Origin of the sequence: Burkholderia lata (genome assembly GCF_000012945.1) — a bacterium.
In the GTDB taxonomy this organism is placed as follows: Bacteria; Pseudomonadota; Gammaproteobacteria; order Burkholderiales; family Burkholderiaceae; genus Burkholderia; species Burkholderia lata.
Map to the genome: position 1 here is coordinate 673640 of NC_007509.1, position 19373 is coordinate 693012.

Annotated in this window: 14 protein-coding genes; 5 read left to right on the forward strand and 9 right to left on the reverse strand. The window is 66.1% G+C overall.

The window, feature by feature from the left end; genetic code table 11:
- The first annotated feature begins 117 nt into the window (after positions 1-117).
- The 4 genes from BCEP18194_RS02885 to BCEP18194_RS02900 all read left to right on the forward strand — a co-directional run bounded on the left by BCEP18194_RS02885 (position 118) and on the right by BCEP18194_RS02900 (position 5689).
- Entirely contained in the window at positions 118-831 is a 714-nt protein-coding gene (locus tag BCEP18194_RS02885) for a response regulator (RefSeq protein ID WP_011349793.1), read from the forward strand.
- 5 nt (positions 832-836) lie between these two features.
- The gene (locus tag BCEP18194_RS02890) at positions 837-2246 is read left to right on the forward strand and encodes a sensor histidine kinase (RefSeq protein ID WP_011349794.1); all 1410 of its coding nucleotides are present in this window, start codon (positions 837-839) and stop codon (positions 2244-2246) included.
- 377 nt (positions 2247-2623) lie between these two features.
- Positions 2624-3382 carry a hypothetical protein gene (locus BCEP18194_RS41845; RefSeq protein WP_011349795.1) on the forward strand — a complete coding sequence of 253 codons (759 nt, stop codon included), beginning with the start codon at positions 2624-2626 and terminating at the stop codon, positions 3380-3382.
- A gap of 150 nt (positions 3383-3532) precedes the next feature.
- Positions 3533-5689, forward strand: coding sequence for a radical SAM protein (locus tag BCEP18194_RS02900; protein WP_244272857.1), 2157 nt, complete (start codon positions 3533-3535; stop codon positions 5687-5689).
- 11 nt (positions 5690-5700) lie between these two features.
- Here BCEP18194_RS02900 and BCEP18194_RS02905 read toward each other — a convergent pair whose 3' ends face one another.
- The 3 genes from BCEP18194_RS02905 to BCEP18194_RS02915 all read right to left on the reverse strand — a co-directional run bounded on the left by BCEP18194_RS02905 (position 5701) and on the right by BCEP18194_RS02915 (position 11481).
- Complete coding sequence (locus BCEP18194_RS02905) at positions 5701-8031, reverse strand: putative bifunctional diguanylate cyclase/phosphodiesterase (protein ID WP_050781541.1); 2331 nt, start codon at positions 8029-8031, stop codon at positions 5701-5703.
- A 54-nt stretch (positions 8032-8085) separates the two neighbouring features.
- Positions 8086-10185 (reverse strand): putative bifunctional diguanylate cyclase/phosphodiesterase, encoded by a 2100-nt coding sequence (locus tag BCEP18194_RS02910; RefSeq protein WP_244272859.1) that lies wholly within the window; start codon positions 10183-10185, stop codon positions 8086-8088.
- Positions 10186-10689: 504 nt separating this feature from the next.
- Entirely contained in the window at positions 10690-11481 is a 792-nt protein-coding gene (locus BCEP18194_RS02915; protein WP_244272860.1) for an SDR family NAD(P)-dependent oxidoreductase, read from the reverse strand.
- 520 nt (positions 11482-12001) lie between these two features.
- Here BCEP18194_RS02915 and BCEP18194_RS02920 point away from each other — a divergent pair.
- Positions 12002-12724: a TetR/AcrR family transcriptional regulator gene (locus BCEP18194_RS02920; RefSeq protein WP_011349800.1), complete on the forward strand. Its 723-nt coding sequence runs from the start codon at positions 12002-12004 to the stop codon at positions 12722-12724.
- A gap of 176 nt (positions 12725-12900) precedes the next feature.
- On the opposite strand, the gene BCEP18194_RS02925 is transcribed toward BCEP18194_RS02920, so the two are convergent.
- From BCEP18194_RS02925 to BCEP18194_RS02950, 6 genes are all read right to left on the reverse strand, one after another.
- The gene (locus BCEP18194_RS02925) at positions 12901-14553 is read right to left on the reverse strand and encodes a class I adenylate-forming enzyme family protein (RefSeq protein ID WP_041492460.1); all 1653 of its coding nucleotides are present in this window, start codon (positions 14551-14553) and stop codon (positions 12901-12903) included.
- 50 nt (positions 14554-14603) lie between these two features.
- Positions 14604-15365, reverse strand: coding sequence for an SDR family NAD(P)-dependent oxidoreductase (locus BCEP18194_RS02930; protein WP_011349802.1), 762 nt, complete (start codon positions 15363-15365; stop codon positions 14604-14606).
- A gap of 178 nt (positions 15366-15543) precedes the next feature.
- The gene (locus tag BCEP18194_RS02935) at positions 15544-16308 is read right to left on the reverse strand and encodes a crotonase/enoyl-CoA hydratase family protein (protein ID WP_011349803.1); all 765 of its coding nucleotides are present in this window, start codon (positions 16306-16308) and stop codon (positions 15544-15546) included.
- A gap of 43 nt (positions 16309-16351) precedes the next feature.
- Positions 16352-17119, reverse strand: coding sequence for an SDR family NAD(P)-dependent oxidoreductase (locus tag BCEP18194_RS02940; RefSeq protein ID WP_011349804.1), 768 nt, complete (start codon positions 17117-17119; stop codon positions 16352-16354).
- A 29-nt stretch (positions 17120-17148) separates the two neighbouring features.
- Positions 17149-18339: a thiolase family protein gene (locus tag BCEP18194_RS02945; protein WP_041492604.1), complete on the reverse strand. Its 1191-nt coding sequence runs from the start codon at positions 18337-18339 to the stop codon at positions 17149-17151.
- Between the two features lie 102 nt (positions 18340-18441).
- Positions 18442-19371 carry an acyl-CoA thioesterase gene (locus BCEP18194_RS02950; RefSeq protein ID WP_011349806.1) on the reverse strand — a complete coding sequence of 310 codons (930 nt, stop codon included), beginning with the start codon at positions 19369-19371 and terminating at the stop codon, positions 18442-18444.
- Positions 19372-19373: the final 2 nt, after the last annotated feature.

Here is a 19373-nt window from a genome sequence, read left to right on the forward strand (position 1 = left end):
GACACTGTAATCACCGCGTGTAATGGCGATGTGTTGGAAGCGCGGCCTTTTGTAATGGAATGTGTTGGCGCACCGTTCCTTTCAGAATCATTTCGATTTATCCGGAAGCTTCCCCTGATGGACCACATCCTTGTCATCGACGACGATCCGAACATTCGTACGCTGCTCGGCGACTACCTGCGCGCGATGAACTACCGCGTCACGCTGGCCGAGAACGGCTTGCAGCTTCGGCAGGCGCTCGGGACGTCGACCGTCGATCTCGTCGTGCTCGACCTGATGCTCGACGGCGAGGACGGTCTCGACCTCACGCGCGACCTGCGGCAGCGCCACGACGTGCCGATCGTGATCCTGAGCGCGCGCGGCGGCCTGCTCGACCGGATCCTCGGCCTCGAGATGGGCGCGGACGACTACCTGCCGAAGCCGTTCGATCCGCGCGAGCTCGTCGCGAAGATCAAGGTCGTGCTGCGCCGCACGCGTGCGATTCCGGGCACGCGGCGCACGGAAGCCTCGTCGCGTGTCAGCTTCGCCGGCTGGCATCTCGATACGCGGATGAAGCAGATGATGTCGCCCGACGGCGTCGTCGTGTCGCTCGGCGGCTCGGACTACCGCACGCTGCGCGCGCTGCTCGATCACCCGAACCGGCCGCTGTCGCGCGAGTTCCTGCTCGATCGCGTGTTCGGCAAGGAGCTTGCGCCGCTCGATCGCTCGATCGACGTGTGCGTGAGCCGGCTGCGCCACCACCTGAAAGACGCCGCGCGCAATGCGGCGCTGATCCGCACGGTCCGCAACGAGGGGTACATGCTCGTCGCGGATGTCGTGCACGACGCGTGATGGGCATGAGGCGCATGACGCTGCGCGTGTGGCCCGATTCGCTGTTCGGGCGGCTCGTCGCGATCCTCGCGGCCGGCATGTTCGCCGGGCAGATGCTGACCGGCACGATCTGGTTCGACACGCACGACAACCGCATGCTGGAAATTCCGGCGCGTCTGTTCGCGAGCCGGCTCGCCGATACGCTGCGGCTCGTCGACGCCGCGCCGGACCCGGCCGCGCGCGACGCGGTCATCGCCGCGCTCGGCGACGCACGCTACCGGCTCAAGCGCATCGATGCGCCGTCGCCCGCCGGCACGCTGAATTTCGCGCAGCACGCAACGGCCGGCCTGATTGCCGGCGTCCTGTCGCGGCGGCTCGGTGCCGATGTGCCGTTTCGCCTCGTCGAATCTGCGTTGCACGACGACGCAGGCCATCATGCCGGCCCGCTGAGCCTGTTCGATTCGCAGATGCCGACGGGCGAATTCCACGTGCAGGTCGGTTTGCCGTCGGGCGGCTGGCTCGATGTGCGCGCCGACGAAGGCCAGGCCGGCATGCATGGGATGCCCGCGTCGCTCGTGTTCGATTACCTGCTGCGGCTTTACCTGATCCGTTTCGTTGCCGTGTGCGCGGTCGCGTTCGTCGCGGTGCGCTTCGCGCTGAAGCCGCTCACTCAGCTTGCACGTGCCGCCGAAGCGCTCGGCCGCGACATGCATCGGCCGCCGCTGGCCGTCGACGGGCCGTCGGAAGTGCGCCGCGCGGCCGAGTCGTTCAACGCGATGCAGCAGCAGTTGATCGACAGCTTCGCCGGGCGCGCGCGCTTTCTCGGTGCGGTGTCGCACGACCTGCGCACGCCGCTCACGCGCTTGCGGCTGCGTACCGAGATGCTGCCCGATCCCGAGTGGCGCGACCGGCTGCGCGGCGATCTCGACGAAATGGAATCAATGGTGCGCGGCGCGCTCGACGCGGTGCGCGGCGTGGAAGTGACGGAGCCGCGCTGCGACATCGATCTCGATTCGATGCTTGAGGGGCTTGCGGAAGATGCGCGCGACATTGGCCAGGCGGTCACGATCGGCGGGCACGCGGCGGCGCCGGTGTCGGGCTTCGCGCGCAACCTGAAACGCTGCCTGCAGAACCTGCTCGACAACGCCGCGCACTACAGCGGCGGCGCGCCGGTGACGATCGACGTGCGCGACGGCAAGGAGGCCGTGCGCATCGTCGTCAGCGATACCGGCCCCGGCCTTCCCGACGACTGGCTCGAACGCGTGTTCGAACCGTACCGGCGCGGCAAGCACGCCGATCTCGACGACGGCGGCACGGGGCTGGGGCTCACGATCGCGCGCAGCATCGCGACGCTGCACGGCGGCACGCTGATACTGCGCAATCGGTCCAGCGGCGGGCTCGACGCGGTTCTTGCGCTGCCGCGCGAGCGTGCGTGAACGTTGCGAGCCCGTGCTCCCTGGCTCAAGGGCGCGAAGCCGCGTGGCGGTGGTTTCGTGTGCATGACATCGGCAAATGTGCCGCAACGCATGACGACGGTTGCAGCGCGCCCCCGCCCCTGAATGCGGGTCGCGCAGAATCGGCCATCCCGTCGGATCGAGACCGCCATTCGACCGATCGATCAAATCAGGCCGGAGATTCGCAAGCGGTAGCGGTTCTCCGTCGCGCCACCATCGTTCCCGCATACCGCAAGCATCGCAACCCGCTCCCCTGCGATCCGCTTGCCGCCCGTCGCGGGATCAGACAGAATCGCGACGAACGAATCGGACTGAACATCTGCTTTGCGCGGTGCCGCGGATCTCAATTGGGCGCGTCAATGCCTCCTCTTATCGAAGCCATCGTCGACTGGACCACCGTCTCACTCGGCGGACTCGGATTGCTCGCCATGATATTGGGCGTGTTGGCCCCGGACCGATGGATGTTCGACGCCGGCTACGGATGCGTTCCCGACGGCCGGGATCTGGTTCTGTCGCCGCGCCGCGTGCGCATCAACCGCTTCGTCTGGTGGCTGCTCGGTTTCGGCTTCGGCACGCTGGGGCTGGCCTGTTTGATCGCCGTACCCGCGTTGGCCGGGCTCCTGACCGGAGACGAACTGCATGCGTGGTATGAATGGCTCGGCCTCGGCATCACGGTCGTACTCCTCGTCGGCGCGGGCGTGCTGATGACCTGGATCGGCTGCAAGCTGATGCGCGCGCGCTGGTTCGGCGGCCCGCTGCGTGAAGCCCGCTTCTACTGGCGCGACGGGGAGCGCTGGATCGACGTCACCACAACGCGATTGCTGCGCAGGCCGGTGCGGCATACCTATGCGTGCCGCGATCTCGAGCGTGTGTTGATTGGCGCGCGCCGAAGTCTGGACGGTGCAGTCGTGGGGGGCTCGTGGACATCACTTCAGCAAAATCTGGTGCAACTGATGCTCGTTTTTCGTGCCCACCCGCCGATCGACCTGATGGGCCGGTTCAACGATGGCGCCGGGGCGCGCCGCATGATCGACATGATCGGCACCTGGTGCGGCGTCGAAGTACAGCGCGTCGAAGGCTTGCCGGACGTGACGCCATTCAATTTCGACCGGATCTGACCTTGCCAGACGCGTTCTAAGCGGGTCGCCTTCGTCATCGCGGCGACGCCGCAGCGGCTGCAGCTTGTCGGCCGCCGGCTACGCCGGGATAATTTCCCGTTCGCGCGCAACGCGCTCAAGACAAATACAACGGTTTCCCAAGGCGTCGCCGTGTTCACGGGGATCCTGGGCACCGAAAGAGAGAGGGCCTCGCCGATGCCGGTTGACACGGGTTTTGATCGCAATGCATTCAGGGAATATCCGCTGGATGGCGCACTGCTGCGCTTTCACCCCGCGACGGGAACACACGTCCGGATCGAGAATGCAGCGACCCACCACTTGCGGCGCCTCGCCCCTCGAGTCGCAATGTTCGGGATCACGAACAAGTGCAATCTGTCCTGCGATTTTTGCTCGCGCGACACGCGGCGCGATAGCGCCTGGTCCGTCCAGTCGGCCGCGGAAGTCCTTCGCGGCCTCAGCGAAGCGGGAACGCTAGAAGTCGCCTTTGGCGGCGGCGAGCCATTTGCATTCCGTGGCTTCGCCGAGTTGATCGACATCCTCCATGACACCACGCCGCTTGCGCTGAACGTCACGACCAACGGAACGCTGATCCGGCGAAACACGTATGCGCCCTACGCCGGCCGCTTCGGTCAGGTCCGCGTCTCGCTCTACGACGAGGTGCGCTGGCGCGACGCGGGCACGGTCCTGTCGGAATACGGACAAAGGTGGGGTGCAAACCTGATCGTCGACGACGCCGTGCTGCCGGGGCTTCCCGCACGGCTGGCTGAACTGGCCACGCTGGGTTGCCAGGATGTCTCGTTGTTGTCTTACATCGGCCCCGATCTGCGCAGGCACCTTTCGCCACGCGGACGGGCGCAGCTGGCGGCGATCGTGCAGGACTCGCCGATTGCGTGCCGCCTGTCGGTGTGCTTCGGCGATGCGATTCCCGTACCCAGGCTGTTCGATGGAGCAGATGGAAGCGGCGACTGCGGCGCAGGTCTGGACTTCGTTTCCATCACGCCTGATCAACGCATGCAGGGCTGCTCGTTCCATGACGGCGGCCTGCCTGCGACCCGTGCGGAGGAAATCCTGCATGGGTGGCGGAACGAGCGTGCGCGTCTCGAGCAGCCAAGCGCGCGGCGCGGCTGTGCACGTCGCAACGCAGGCGCCAGTCGATCCCGGTCCACGCCATCGGTCAGTGTGTGGCAGGCATTCTCCGGCAATAACAGCGGCGAGTGCGTGATGGTCGCGAAGTTCGAAACCCTCGCAGACGCGGACGCCTACCTCGCCCAACTGCTGCCGTCATGGACACCGGATGCCGAGTACTCGTCCGAGTGGAAGCGCCTGTTCAAGGAAGAAGCGGTGGCGTGCCCGGGATTGTCGGGCGGAGGATCGCCTCGCGAGCTGGCGGCGATCGGCCGCTCGGTGATCGCGACGGGATACGAAGCAGACGACCTGTTCCCGGAGTTGCGCGCGCTGGCCTGGAAGAAAGGCGCATACGTCGTGCCCGACGGAATCCACGCCCATGACGTGTTCCTGCTGGCAGCGGTGCGTGCGTCGAGCGCCGATGACGCGCGCAACCTGGCCGGCCTCACGCCCCATCCGGCCGCCAGGACCTGGCTGCATGGCGATGTCATCCTCGTCACGCTCGAATTGCAGGGGGACAGCGTGCCGGGTGAACTCGTCGAGACTCGACAATGGCTCACCGCCTATGCGGCCGGGCGCCCGCTTGCCGCGGAGCTCGTGTTTGACGACGTGGACGAGGCGGCCATGCTGTCGGTCATGAAGCGGCTCGGTGCGGAAATCAGCAGAACGGCAAGGCTTGCGCTGCATTTCGGATGGCGTGACGATTCCGGCCAGAAGGCGGTTCGATTCGCGCAAATGATCGTCGAGGGGCAGACGAACGTCGCAGGCAAATGCGTATTGGTGTCGGGCCTCGAGCGGCGCAAGCGGCTGGCCGTGCTGGCCTATCGGCAGGGTGCGCATGTCAGCGCCCTCGACGGCGAGGAAGTACGTGTCAGTGCCTATTTTGCCGTGCCGGGTGCCAAGCCTCAAAAGGGCCGGCGTGCGGAACCCGGCGAGATCGATATTGGCCGGGTTCGCGAAGCGCTCCACCAACGGTTTCCGGGCGGCATGCGTTTTGATGTCAAGGCGGGATATCGTCGAGACACGGCCTACGTGAACATCGTCACCGCGGACCCCGGATACGCTTTCGCTCAGCTCGACCAGCTTGCAGCGTGGTTGGGTGCCACGCTTTCCGTCGGGGTTCACGAGGTCGATCCGCTGGCGTTTGCGGTTCGGCGCGTGATCGCGGACGTGCGGTCCTGATCATTCCGTGTTTACGCCTGCCTGGCCGTAGCCTGCGCCGCCAGCGCGGCCCGCTCGATCCAGCGGATGGCCGGCGCATCCTGCTCGCCCGGCGCGGGCCTGCCGATCAGGAAGCCCTGCACCTCGCGGCAGCCGGCATCCGTGATGCACGCCAGTTGCTCTTCCGTCTCGACGCCTTCCGCGACAGTCGTCACGCCGAGACGCTTGCCGAGATCGGCAACGGCGCGCACGACAGCTGCGCAGTCCGGGCGCGTGACCGCATCGCGCACGAAGCTGCCGTCGATCTTGATCTTGTCGAACGGGAACGCGCGCAGATGCGCGAGCGACGAGAAGCCCGTGCCGAAGTCATCGAGGGCGACACGCACGCCCATCGAACGCAGCGCGCGCAAGTCCGCGATGGCCTTGCCCTCGTCGTGCAGCAGCGCGGTTTCCGTCACTTCGATTTCCAGCCGGTCGGGCGTGAGCCCCGCGCCGGCCAGCGCGGCCGCGAAGGTCGGCACGATCGTGCCGTGGCCGAGCTGCCCCGCCGACACGTTGACGGCGACGCGCGCGCCGTCGGGCCAGCGCGCCGCCTCCCGGCAGGCCTGCTCGAGCACGAAGCGGCCGAGCCGGTCGATCAGGCCGCCGCGCTCGGCCACCGGAATGAAGCGGCCCGGCGAAATCCAGCCGGCGCGCGGGTGATGCCAGCGCAGCAGCGCCTCGCGCGTCGTGATCTGGCGGGTGCGGACATCGACGATCGGCTGGTAGAACACGTACAGCCCCTGGTTCTCGTCCAGCGCGACGCGCAGCTTCGATTCGAGCGCGACCCGCTCCTGTGCGCTCGTTTCCATGTCCGGCGAGAACATCCGGTAGGTGCCCTTCCCGGCTTTCTTGGCCGCATAGAGCGCCATGTCCGCGCGTGACAGCAGCACGCCGCCGTCGTTGCCGTGATCCGGCGCCAGCACGCAGCCGATCGACGCACCGATGCGGAACTGGCGGTCGGGCGACGGTGCATAGGGAGCAACGAGCGTGTCGACGAGCCGCGCGGCCGCGCCCATCGCGCGGTCCGCGTCGGTGTCGCGCAGCAGCACCGCGAATTCGTCGCCGCCGATGCGCCCGAGCATCATCCCCGGCTCGGGGCACTGCCCGCGCAGGCGTTCCCCGACCTGGCGCAGCACCTCGTCGCCCGCCGAATGCCCGCACGCGTCGTTGATCAGCTTGAAGCCGTCGAGGTCGATGAACAGCAGCCCGAGCACCTTGTCCGAGCGGCGCAGGCTCGCATCGAATTCGGCCAGAAAGGTTGCGCGGTTCGGCAGGCCCGTGAGCGAATCGTGATGCGCGAGCTGGTGGATGCGCGCCTCCGCCTCGGCCTGCTGCGTGACGATCGACCACGACAGCATCGGGCCGATGTAGCGCCCGTCGGCGTCGCGCACGGCCGAGACCTGGATGTCGAGCACTTCCGGCCCGAGCCCGATGCGCGCGCGATGCGGCAGGTTCGCCGGATCGGCGAGCAGGCGGCGCTGGTGCTGCGGGTGCGGGTGGAAGAAGTCGATCGACGCGCCGAGCGCATCGTCCGCGCGAATCGGCAGCAGGTGCTCGATCGTGCGCAGCAGGTTGCGCGACGTTGCGTTCAGGTAGTTGATGCGGAACGTCTCCGGGTCGGCCGTCATCACGGCCACCGGCATGTCGTCGATCATCCGCATCAGCCGCGTCTGCGCCTGCTCGCGCATCCGCGATTCGGCCTGCGCATCGACGGTGCGCAGGAAGCCGCGGTAGTTGACCGAGATGACGGCGATCAGCGCCGCCGACACGAAGGCCATGTTGACCGCGGTGGCGACGAGCGTCGGCTGGCCGGTCGAGATGAAGAACACGATGAACGCGACGTTGACGATCACGGCCACGCTCAGCGCAGCCGTGCGCAGGTACATCAGGCTGAAGATGCAGCCGATCACCGTGATCGCCAGGTAGAACGCGACCTGGGCCTTTTGCCACGCGTCGCCGTACGGGAACAGCAGCAGCGCCCAGGTGGTGAACGTCACGGCGACCGGGACCACCAGCCAGTTCGTGACCGTGAGCGCGCGCATCACGGTGTCCGGCGTCGGCTCGAGCAGCCGGGTGCGGTGCCAGTGCAGCAGCCGCGCCAGCGCCGCGAGCGTCATCGCGGCCGGGATCGCGACCGACAGCCACCACGGCGTGCTGCGCAGGTGCGTGATGGCGAGGCTCCAGGTGCTCGAGATCAGGATCAGGTACGACACCGGGATCTGGCCGGCGAATACCCGGTATTGCGCCGCGAGCAGCTCCGGGTTCCGGGCCGGCGCCGCGTTGCTTGCCAGTCTTGTCATCCGTGCGTAGTGGGTTTTCATGTGAGCCTGCATGCTGCAACCCGGGTCCAGGTTGCGGTGTCGGGCGGGCGTCGGTTACCCGCGCGGGTCCGGGTCGAGATCGGCGTTGACGGCCGATTCGGACGCGGGAACCGGCGGGCGGACGCGGTTGCCGCCGGTCAGCGCAATCTGCCCGCTGCCGACGATCTCGTTGAGGGGCGCAGGCCTGCCGAGCAGGAAGCCCTGCGCTTCGTCGCAACCTTCGTCGGCCAGCAGCGCCAGCTGGTCGCGTGTCTCGATGCCTTCGGCCAGGATCGGAATGCCCAGGCTCTTGCCGAGCGCGAGCACGGCGCGGATGATCGCGCGATCCTGCGGTTTCGCTTCCGCGTCCGCGACGAACGACTGGTCGAGCTTGATGCGGTCGAACGGGAACGAGCGCAGCGTGTCGAGCGACGAATAGCCGGTACCGAAATCGTCGAGCGCGATGCTCACGCCCAGCGCCTTGATCTGCCGCAGCGTGTCCAGCGCGCGCTCGCGGCCCGCGAAGATCGTCGATTCGGTCAGCTCCAGCTGCAGGCGCGACGCCGGCAGGCGGGTTTCTTCGAGCACGTCGGCCACGAGCGCTGTCAGGTCCGCGTGCATGAACTGCACGGCCGATACGTTCACCGCGACCGCATAGGGCGGCTCCCACGTGGCCGCCCGCGCGCATGCCTCGCGCAGCACCCACGCGCCGATGTCCAGGATCACGCCGTTTTCCTCGGCCAGCGGAATGAACTCGGCGGGCGGAATCGTGCCGAGCGTCGCATGCTGCCAGCGCAGCAGCGCCTCGTAGCCGCGGATCTCGCCGGTCGCGAGCGAAGTCTGCACCTGGTAGTGGACGCTCAACTGGTTGTCGGCCACCGCGCGGCGCAGGTCGGCCGCGAGGCTGCGGCGCGCGCGGACGATCAGGTCCATCGCCGGCTCGTAGAAGCAGATCGATTGCGCGATGCTGCCCTTGGCGCGGTACATCGCGAGGTCCGCGTTGTTGATGAGGACGGCCTTGGTGGTGGCGTCGTCCGGGTAGATCGCAACACCGAAGCTCGCGCCCGGCACGACCTCGTAGTCGTCCAGCCTGACCGGCTTGTAGAGTGCCGGCTCGAGCCGCTCGAGCAGGTTCATCAGGCGCGTGTCGTCGTCCATCCGGCAGAGCGCCGCGAATTCGTCGCCGCCGATGCGGGCGACGAATTCGCCTTCGCGCAGCAGGTTCGTCATGCGGCGCGCAAGGATGCGCAGCACCTCGTCGCCGGCGTGGTGGCCGCGCAGGTCGTTGATTTCCTTGAAGCGGTTCAGGTCGATGCCGATCAGCGCGAGCTTCCTGCCGTGCGCTTGCGCCAGCGCGATTTCGAGGTCGAGCCGCTCGTTGAAGCTGGCCCGGTTGGGCAGGCCGGTCAGCATGTCGCTCAGCGCCAGCCGGCGCAGGTGTTCGAGCGATTCGGCCCGCACGTTGCTGTCGATCACATAGCTCACGAGCCCCGTGCAGACGATCACGAGCGACGTGCCCGCGACCGCCAGCGCCAGCGGACGCAGCTCGCTCACGTCGGTCCATGAACCGTCGAGCACCAGCGGCGTGATGCGCAGCGCGCACATCCCGGTGAAATGCAACGCGAGGATCGCGAGCGACAGCACGCCGGCCATCTGGTTGACGGCGTGCGGCGACGGCCGCATCGCGAGGTGCAGCGCGAGCGCGGCGAGGGTCATCGCGAGGAGCACCGACGCGATCAGGTAGCTCAGGTCCCACGACACGATCCCTTCGACCCGCCACGCGAGCATGCCGGTGTAGTGCATCAGCACGATCGCCACGCCGACGATCGCGCCGCCGAGCGCGGGCGCAACCTTGACGATGCGACAGGTCGTCAGCGCGAAGCCGATCGTGCTGCCGCCGACCGCGATGAGCAGCGACACGAGCGTGAGCGGCAGGTTGAAGTGCACGGGCGCGCCGGCGTCGAAGCCGAGCATCGCGATGAAGTGCGTGCACCAGATCGCCACGCCGGCCGAAATGGCGGTCAGCACCTGCCAGCCGAGCCGCTGCGTGCCGGCGGTGTTCACCGTGCGCTGGAACAGGCGCGCGGTGACCCACGAGCCGCCCCCGCACAACAATGCGGCAAGCAACACCAGCCAGTGGTTGTGCCGATGAACGATGCACCCGAAAACTGTCACCAAAACCTTTCTTCCCCTATCCGTCGCATGGGCCGATGCCATTCCTGATCGACGCGGCGGGGGCGATGCCGCTTCGATCAGGCGCGCCTGCAAGATATCGGCATCTGATGAATAAACTGAACGCCGCTCGGTAATGCGCAAACGATTGCCCGGCAGATATTTTTTCTGGAAAAAGTGCCGGATCGAGGCGGGATGGGGGAGCGGAGGTTTGGCCGGTGGTTTGCCGGTCTGACGCGGGGTGCAGGCAAAGGGTAATGCGGCGGGAGTGAGCTGACGTTCACCTTCCGGTTTCTTGAGGGGGCATCGTCGATGACCGGGGAGCGCGACGCGGAGCGCGGCCGGGGCAGCTGTCTGCCGGAACGCGCGCCGGTCCGCAGGCTGCGAGTGCACCGCTACGATGACCGTGGCGGGCTGCTCGGGTGGCGTGCCGCCCGCGTCTGCGCATGACGTCGTCGGCAGAGTATTCCGGATCGACGCTGCTGCGCCGGCCCGATACGCGTTGCGTCACTCCACCAATTTGTGGGCTTTTTTGATACCGGCTCCGGCGGCAAGGAATCCGCCGTCGACAGCCAGGCATTGCCCGGTGATGTATCGGGACCTTTTCGAAGCAAGATACGCAACGGCGTCGCCGACTTCCTCCGGCTCGGCCATGCGATTGAAGGGGATGTCGTCGAGGTATTCGTCGAAATCCGCCTTCGAAAGCTGCTCACGCAACATGTTGCTGTTGACCGGTCCGGGCGCGACGGCATTGCAGCGCACGCCCAGTGCGGCGTATTCCAGCGCCGTTTGTCGCGTCAGCTGGATGATGCCGGCCTTCGACGCGCCATAGGCCACCCGGCCGAATCCGGCTCGAATCCCGGCAATCGATGCGATGTTGACGATCGCGCCATGACCGCTGCGCACCAGGAGATCGGTTGCCAATTGCGTCAAGACCAACGGCGCGGTCAGGTTGAGATCCAGAACCTGGTTCCAGTCCTCCAGCGAGATATCGCGGACCAGGGAAAGCCTGGCCATTCCGGCGTTGTTGACCAGCACCGACAGTTCAGTCAGCTTTGCGAAGTAACGGCGGCAAGCATCGAAGTCGGTGACGTCCAGCGCGTCCGCACGCATGCCGTCGGGCGGTGAAAAATTCGCCAGCGCTTCTTGCCGGTCGAGAATGATGACGCTCCAGCCGTCGTCGCGGAGGCTCCGGGAGATCGCCAGGCCAAGCGTGCCGGCTCCGCCGGTCACGATTGCGGTTCCATTCGTCATGGTTGTTCCTTTGATGGATGAAGCGGCCGGGTTGGATTCGATCATCGGCTTCCAACCGAACCGTTACGCAAGGGACGCCGCCCGCTTTCGATATGGCATGGTCGGGAGATCCTTCCCGGGCAGGCATCGACCGAACGTTCATCGGGATGCCGCCACGTGCCCTGCCCGCATCGAAGAAGATCGGCCACTCGCGTGCCGAGCGTGACGCAAGGCGTCTCCTGCGTTCTTGTCGCCGTTCGATGGATGGTTGGATGGAGGGAATGAAGGCGTCAATCCAGCCGGATGCCGGTTACCGTACTTTGAAACCGGCCGGTCGAAGCGTCCGTCCGGGACACGTCGCTGGGCGGGCTCGATGGAGAGTGGGAGCGATGCACACCGCCCGATCGCGAGCCGACTGTCGGAGAACGGCCCTGCGGCCTGCTCCGGGTGCTTCCGCGCGCACGGTGGGGCCGTACAATTGACAGCCAATCAGTATTCAAGATATTCTCGCCGGTATATTTTCTTGTCTCGCGCCGACTTCCTGGTTCGCCTCGAGAATGGATTTTCTGAATTTCCGGGAAACACGATGCTTCAGAAAGAAAACAAGCGGGGAGGCAGCTCCGCCAAGCCGGATGCACCCGAAATCAATGCGAAGGCGCAGATCAAGGAATACAAGGAAACCCTGATCGTCGATGCCGCCGCCAAGCTGTTCTACGAGAAAGGGTTCCAGCGCACGACGATTGACGATATCGCGGCCTCCCTGGGCTTCACCAAACCCTTCGTCTACACGTACTTCACTTCCAAGCACAGCATCCTGGAGCGGTTGTTCGATCGCATCTACGATCAGGTCCTCCAGTCGGCGACCAACTTCGACGAGTCGTCGCATGCCCACCCGGAGCAACGGCTGAGGCACTTCGTCTACGGATATATCCGCAAGAACCTCGAGCAACCGCAGTTCGCCGCGGTCTTGCTGGAAGAAGAAAAGAACCTCAGCGCCGAAAAGCTCGAATACATGCGCGTCAAGCAGCATGGGTTCGACGATCAGCTTGCCCAGTTGATCGCGGCGTGCGCGGAGGCCGCGGGCAGCTACATCGCGGAGCCCAAGCTCGCCGCACTGTCCATCAGCGGGATGGTTCGCTGCCTGCATCGCTGGTATTCGCCGCAAGGGCGCATGACCATCGAGCAAGTGTGCGAGGAGTTGACGAATATCTCGATGCGCATTGCCGGCGTGCCGCCGGAACCACTATCGAAGCGCAGCGGCAGAACATCGGGGGCAAGCGTGCCGCGCAAACGCGCCAAGCCAGCCTGAACGAAACCAGGGGCGGGCCCGTTCGACCGCGCAAGCGTTCCCGCGAAGGACAACACCGCTGCCGTCGGCCTTATCGGGCTCCGCACGTCATCTCCGTCAATGCGAGTGCGGGTATGGCGATGAAATGCCGTGAGGGGGCGCACCGTGAGCTCGCCCCCTCACTTCGCACACCCATCTTAGGTGGCGTGCCCTTCACCTTCACCGGACAGGCCGAAAAACCGCGGTTCATCCCGCAGCGACAGCTCCTCGATCGCACGTTTCCGAATGAGTCCGCGCTGGATTTTTCCCGACGCAGTCTGCGGCAACGCGTCCACGATGACCGCGCGCCTCGGAATCTTGAAGCTGGCAATCTTCCCCTTGCACGCGGACAGGATGGCTTCCTCGGTGATCGCAGCGCCGTCACGAAGGACGACGTACGCAACCGGCACCTCCACCAGCCGTTCATGGGGCACCCCGACAACGGCAACCTGAAGAATCTCGCCAACCAGCTCACTCAGCGCCTGTTCCACGCCTTGCGGAGATACGTTCTCGCCGCCCACTTTCAGCATTTCCTTGTATCGCCCGGTGAAGCGAAGAAATCCGTCCGCACGCATCACGCCCTGATCCCCGCTATGCAGCCAGCCGTCGGCGTCGATGGTATCGGCGGTGGCCCGAGGATCGCCCAGGTAGCCCTTCATGATCGAATAGCCGCGAAACCACATCTCCCCCGGCGTCCCGATCGGCACATCCTTGTCGGTTGCCGGATCGACCAAACGCACTTCGAGACCCGGTAACGGCCGCCCGGACGAATAGCAACGCACGTCCTCCGGCTCGTCGGGGGCACAGGTACACATCCAGCTCCAGGACTCCGACAGGCTGGTGCCGGTAACGGTCGGGCAAAACACGCGCTGAACCTGCACGGCCACCGCCGCCGAAGTGTCCATGCCGGACGGCAATGTTCCAAAACGCAGGCTGCGGACGTTTCTCGGGCGCTCCGCCTGACGGTTCAGCAGGTCGGCATAGTGCGTCTCGAAGCCATGGATGATATTCACCGACTCGCGCTCGATGGCATCCAATGCCGCATCCGCGTCGAACCGCTCCATGATGACCTGACGACATCCGCCGAACACGCACTGGAGAATCACTTCGCTCAGCGAATAGAGATGGAACATCGGCAGGTAGTTGATCGCGGTCTCGCCGGGCTTCACGCCCCACATCCGGGCCCGATCACGCACCCCTCGCACGCAGCTATGATCGTGCATCACACCCTTGGGGCGGCCAGTCGTACCCGATGTGAATACGATCAACGCCAGATCGCTCGCCGTGCATGCGGCCCTGCGATCCGATAGTGCCCGCCACTCGGCGGAGGAATAGTCGCCCCCCTCGAGAGCGGGCCATGCCACCGATCCGGGCAGGCACCCGTCCCCGATCACCACGGTCCGCAGGTTGCCCTGCTCCAGGTCCGCCGCCAGGCTGCGCCGAATCAGGTCGGCAAAGTCGATCGGCCCCGCGCGCCCCGTCATGATCAGCAATGTGCACTCGCCACGACGCACCACGTCGACCAGATCGGCTTCGCGGTAGCGCAAATTCAACGGCACTGCGACGGCGCGAATGCGCCATAGCGCAAAGATGGCGACGACATATTCGGGACCGTTGCCCGCCAGCAGCCCCACCTTGTCGCCTGCCGTCACCCCCAGCCGCATCAAGCCGCAAGCAACCTTGTCGATCCGGCCGTCGAGCTCGACATAGTCCATGGAGCCGGTCGCCCAGACCATGGCTTCCTGATGCGGCCATCGTTCGGCCGCCCGTGCAGGCAACTCGCCGAGGAGCGGAAAATTTTCGTTCGTCATCGCCTTTTCGAGCCTTCCACAAATTGAATATCCGTCATTGGGACCCGAGCTCAGTCAACCATGGTCAACCCGCCGTCGACACTCAGGATCTGGCCGGTAAGGTAGGCGGACTGGTCGGCGGCAAAGAGCATCACGCCATTTGCAATGTCCTGCGGTTGTCCAAGGCGCCGCAACGGGATCGCGCGATTGAAATGCTGGAGCATCCTTTCCGATTGCAACCGCAGCAACGGGGTATCGATGGCGCCTGGCGCAATGCAATTGACGGTAATGGCATGTTTCGCCATCTCCCTGGCAAGCGACTTGGTAAAAGCGTTGACACCGCCCTTCGCTCCCGCATACACGGTTTCTCCCGCATTGCCGATGCGCCCCGCCCCGCTGGAGATATTGACCACACGACCATCTCGGCCGGCTGCAACCAGGGGGCGCAAAAACTGCTGGCACACCAGTACGGCGCTGGTGTAATTGACTGCAATGATTTTCTCGATGAACGCCAGGGAGTTCTCGAGAAATGGCTCGGTCGGTGTCCACCCGGCGTTGTTCACGATCAGATCGGCGAGTCCGAAGCTGTCCTGCGTGAATGCCTGCAATCGCGCGACGTCGGCGGCCTTGCTGACGTCGGCGACAATGCTTTCCGCTTGCCCGCCTTGCTCGCGAATGCGTGTCACCGTTTCTTCGGCGCCCAACTCATTCAGATCAGTCACCACCACCTTCGCACCCGCTGCCGCAAGCGTGGTGGCAATGGCCCGCCCGCAGCCGGAGCCCGCACCGGTGACAACCGCGACGCGGTCCCGAATGGTCAACGAATAGTTCATGTCCTGTTTCCGATTTCAGCTTGAATACCGCTCAATTGATGATCCGGGATGCGCGCCCTGCCTCGATCGCACCGGCGGAAGTCACGCACTGTCCTCAATCCGGGCGAACGCGGGTTTCAACGAGTCGCGCCGTCAAGAAGTTTGTCCGGATCGACCTGCATCGCGCATGCGGATCCGGCTATCGCCCCTCCCATTGCGGCACCCGCTTTTCAGCAAATGCGGCCGCGCCTTCACGGGCGTCGCGCGACGCAAACACGGGATCGGTGATTTCGCGCTGGCGCACGAACATTTCCGCCGTCGACCAGTCTCGCGACGCACGCATCACGCGTTTGCTCGCCGCAACCGCAAGGGGCCCGTTCGCGGCAATCTTGCCCGCAAGCTCGATGGCCACGGCCAACGCGTCGCCGGGCGGCGTCAGCCGGTTGACGAGCCCATATTCGAACGCACGCTTCGCATCGAGCATGTCGCCGGTCAATACGAGTTCGAGCGCGATGCGTTCCGGCAACTGATGCTGGATGCGCAGCAATCCGCCGGCAGCCGCCACGAGCCCACGCTTTGTCTCGGGCAACCCGAACCGGGCGGTTTCCGATGCGACCACCAGGTCGGACGCCAGCACGACCTCGAAGCCGCCGGCCAGCGCATAGCCCTCGACGGCCGCGATCAGCGGTTTGCCGGGCGGCGCCTCGGTGATACCCGCGAAACCGCGCCCGGGAATGCTCGGCCGCTCGCCTTTCAGGAACCCCTTGAGATCCATGCCGGAACAGAATGCCCCTCCGGCGCCTGTGATGATCGCGGCCCGCAGATCGTCGCGGCGCTCGAGCGTGTCGAGTTCGGCCGCAATGGCTTCCGCTATCGCCTTCGTGCACGCATTGCGTGCTTCCAGACGATTGATCGTGAGAATCTGAATACCGTTCCGATATTCAACGAGCAATTCATCGCTCATCGTCATGTCCCTCCTGTCAACGCATGGGTGGATGACAGCCGGCTCAACGCGGCTGCATCCGGATCGCGCCGTCGAGACGAATGGTTTCGCCGTTCAGCATCGTGTTTTCCAGCACGTGCACCGCAAGCGATGCAAATTCGTCCGCCTCCCCGAGCCGCGGCGGAAACGGGACCATGCGGCCCAGCGACGTGCGGACTTCTTCCGGAAGGCGCGCGAGCAGCGGCGTATCGAACAGCCCCGGCGCGATCGTGCACACGCGAATCCCCTTGCTGGCGAGATCCCGTGCGGCGACCAGCGTCATGCCGACGATGCCGGCCTTCGACGATGCATACGGCACCTGCCCGATCTGCCCTTCGAATGCCGCGACCGATGCAGTCAGCACGCACGCGCCGCGCTGCCCTCCCGCGTCCGGCTCGTTGCGGGCCATCTCCGCCGCCGCGAGCCGCAGCACGTTGAAGGTGCCGACCAGGTTGATGCGAACGACCGACTCGAAAGCCTCCAGCGAGCCCGGCGAGCCGTCCTTCTCGACGAGTCGCACCGCACCGCCGCGGCCGGCGCAATGTACGAGCGAGCGCAGCGTGCCGCGGCGGCGTGCCGCCTCGAACACGCCGGTCATGTCGTCCGCGCTCGTCACGTCGGCCGCGACGAATGAAACGCCGGCGCCGAGCGAATCGGCCACCGCCGCACCGTTCGATGTCGACAGATCGGCGATGACGACGTGTGCGCCCTTCCCGGCCAGCCGCTTCGTGCTCGCCAGGCCCAACCCCGACGCGCCGCCCGTGACGACTGCCACTGTTCCTGCAAAATCCATGATGGTGTTCTCCTGAATGTCCTGCCGGTTCACAAGCGTTCGATCAATGTCGCGTTCGCCATCCCGCCGGCCTCGCACATCGTCTGCAATCCATATCGCCCCCCCGATGCTTCCAGCGAATTGAGCATCGTGGTCATCAGTCTCGCGCCCGACGCGCCCAGCGGATGCCCGAGCGCAATGGCGCCGCCCGCCGCATTCAGTCGCGCACCATCGGCACCCAGCGCCTTTTGCCAGGCCAGCGGCACCGCCGCAAACGCCTCGTTCACCTCGAAACGGTCGATGTCGTGCACCGACAGTCCCTGCCGTTTCAGCAGCCGTTCGGTCGCGGGAATCGGCGCGGTCAGCATCATGAGCGGATCGTCCCCGCACACGTCGAACGCGACGATCCGCGCACGCGGCTTGAGCCCGAGCCGCGCCGCCTTCTGCTCGCTCATCACGAGCAGCGCGGCAGCGCCGTCGGAAATCTGCGATGCGTTGCCGGCCGTCACGTTCCAGCGAATGCCCGGGAACCGTTGCGCCAGCTCGGCGTTCTCGAACGAAGGCGCGAGGCTCGCGAGACGCTCGACGCTCGTGCCCACACGGATCGTCTCGTCCGTATCCACGCGCCGGAGGCCACCGTCGCCGGGTACGTCGATCGGCACGATCTCGCGGGCGAACTGGCCGGCCGTGCGCGCGGCCTCGGCACGACGATGCGACTCGGCCGAGTACGCGTCGAGTGCTTCGCGTGACAGATCCCACTTCTGCGCAACGAGATCGGCGCTGACACCCTGACCGACCAGCCCCTGCGGAAACCGCGCATGAAAGCGGGCACCGTACGGATCGCGGTCGATGCGCGCGGAACCCATCGGCACGCGGCTCATCGATTCGACGCCGCCGGCGATCACGATGTCGTTCACGCCGGCCATGATTGCCTGCGCCGCGAAGTGAATCGCCTGCTGGCTCGATCCGCACTTCCGCTCGATCGTCGTGGCCGGAACGTGGGCCGGAAACCCCGCCGCCAGCCACGCGACGCGACCGGGTGTCGTCGATTGCTCGCCGACCTGGCTCACGCAGCCGATCATCACGTCGTCGACGGTCCCGGGATCGAGATCGTTGCGCGCGACCAGGGCCTGGATCACCTGCGAAAGCAGGTCGGCCGGATGCAGCTGGACGAAGGCGCCGCCGGCCTTGGTACGCCCCATCGGACTGCGTACTGCGTCTACGATTACCGCGCTTCTGATCATGGTTGTCTCGATACGATAGTTAAACGAAGAATGATTGACGGGCATGGCGGTCCGCCACGTCGGTGCCGCAGCGCGCATCCGCTTGCGTGCGCACGCCGGTCATCCGGTGAAAGTCATCAGCGTCTGCTGCGACGCGGAGGCGACCAGGTCGCCGGCCGCATCGTGAATCTTCGCGATCGACAGGCCGCAACCGGCATTCGCCGCCGGGCTGATCGTCTCGACGTGCAGCCACGCGTCCGCCTGCACCGGCCGGTGCAGCCACAGCCCGTGATTGAGGCTGCAGATATAGAGCCGACGCGTGCCGATCGCGCGCTGGTGCAACGCCAGCGCGCTGAAGTTGAGCCACCAGTCGGAAAGGTAGGCAAACGCAGCGGCATGAATGCGTGCGTCGCAAGGCAAAGGCCGGGCCGCGCGCATCCAGTACCGGAACCGTGGGCCGCTCGTGTGCGGGGACAACTGCCGCGCCGGATCGGGAATGCGAAACTCGATGGAGGGCTTGCAATCCCGGTCGTAACCACCCAGGTGCCGGACCGTGTCGAACATCGCATCGGGCAGATCGCACAGGGACGGCAGCGACTCGGGGCGCTCGCCGGCGGGCACCGGGGTCGGCTCGCCGTGCCGGGGCGCATCGAGCGGGATCGCGCACGTCACCTGTGCATCCAGCACGGCACGGCCGCCGGGTTGCCACGCGCTCACGCGCCGGGACGAAAATCGCTTCCCTTCCTGCAGCACGGAGGTCTCGAACTCGAGGGGTTCACCCGGTAACGCGCCGTGCAGAAACAGCGCCTGCATCATCGTCGGCGTCCTGTTCTCGGGCACGCCATCGAGCGCGGCCGCCATCGCCTGCCCCAGCAGCTGACCGCCGAAGATGCGGCCGTTGGCGTTGGGGTCCGCGCGCCGGCTGCGCCAGCGCCCGGGTGCGACGGGATCGAGGGTCAGCAGTTGCGAGAGCGTGGCGTCGCCCGTTGGCATCGCGGGTTCCGTCCGCCCGAGCTCGTCGACCATTGCTTCGCTGCCATGCGCGCTCATGA

Coding starts and splice junctions, on each gene's coding strand:
- BCEP18194_RS02885 (WP_011349793.1), top strand. CDS start 118: ATGGACCACATCCTTGTCATCGACGACGATCCGAACATTCGTACGCTG.
- BCEP18194_RS02905 (WP_050781541.1), bottom strand. CDS start 8,031: ATGAAAACCCACTACGCACGGATGACAAGACTGGCAAGCAACGCGGCG.
- BCEP18194_RS02930 (WP_011349802.1), bottom strand. CDS start 15,365: ATGAACTATTCGTTGACCATTCGGGACCGCGTCGCGGTTGTCACCGGT.
- BCEP18194_RS02920 (WP_011349800.1), top strand. CDS start 12,002: ATGCTTCAGAAAGAAAACAAGCGGGGAGGCAGCTCCGCCAAGCCGGAT.
- BCEP18194_RS02890 (WP_011349794.1), top strand. CDS start 837: ATGAGGCGCATGACGCTGCGCGTGTGGCCCGATTCGCTGTTCGGGCGG.
- BCEP18194_RS02925 (WP_041492460.1), bottom strand. CDS start 14,553: ATGACGAACGAAAATTTTCCGCTCCTCGGCGAGTTGCCTGCACGGGCG.
- BCEP18194_RS02940 (WP_011349804.1), bottom strand. CDS start 17,119: ATGGATTTTGCAGGAACAGTGGCAGTCGTCACGGGCGGCGCGTCGGGG.
- BCEP18194_RS41845 (WP_011349795.1), top strand. CDS start 2,624: ATGCCTCCTCTTATCGAAGCCATCGTCGACTGGACCACCGTCTCACTC.
- BCEP18194_RS02950 (WP_011349806.1), bottom strand. CDS start 19,371: ATGAGCGCGCATGGCAGCGAAGCAATGGTCGACGAGCTCGGGCGGACG.
- BCEP18194_RS02915 (WP_244272860.1), bottom strand. CDS start 11,481: ATGATCGAATCCAACCCGGCCGCTTCATCCATCAAAGGAACAACCATG.
- BCEP18194_RS02935 (WP_011349803.1), bottom strand. CDS start 16,308: ATGAGCGATGAATTGCTCGTTGAATATCGGAACGGTATTCAGATTCTC.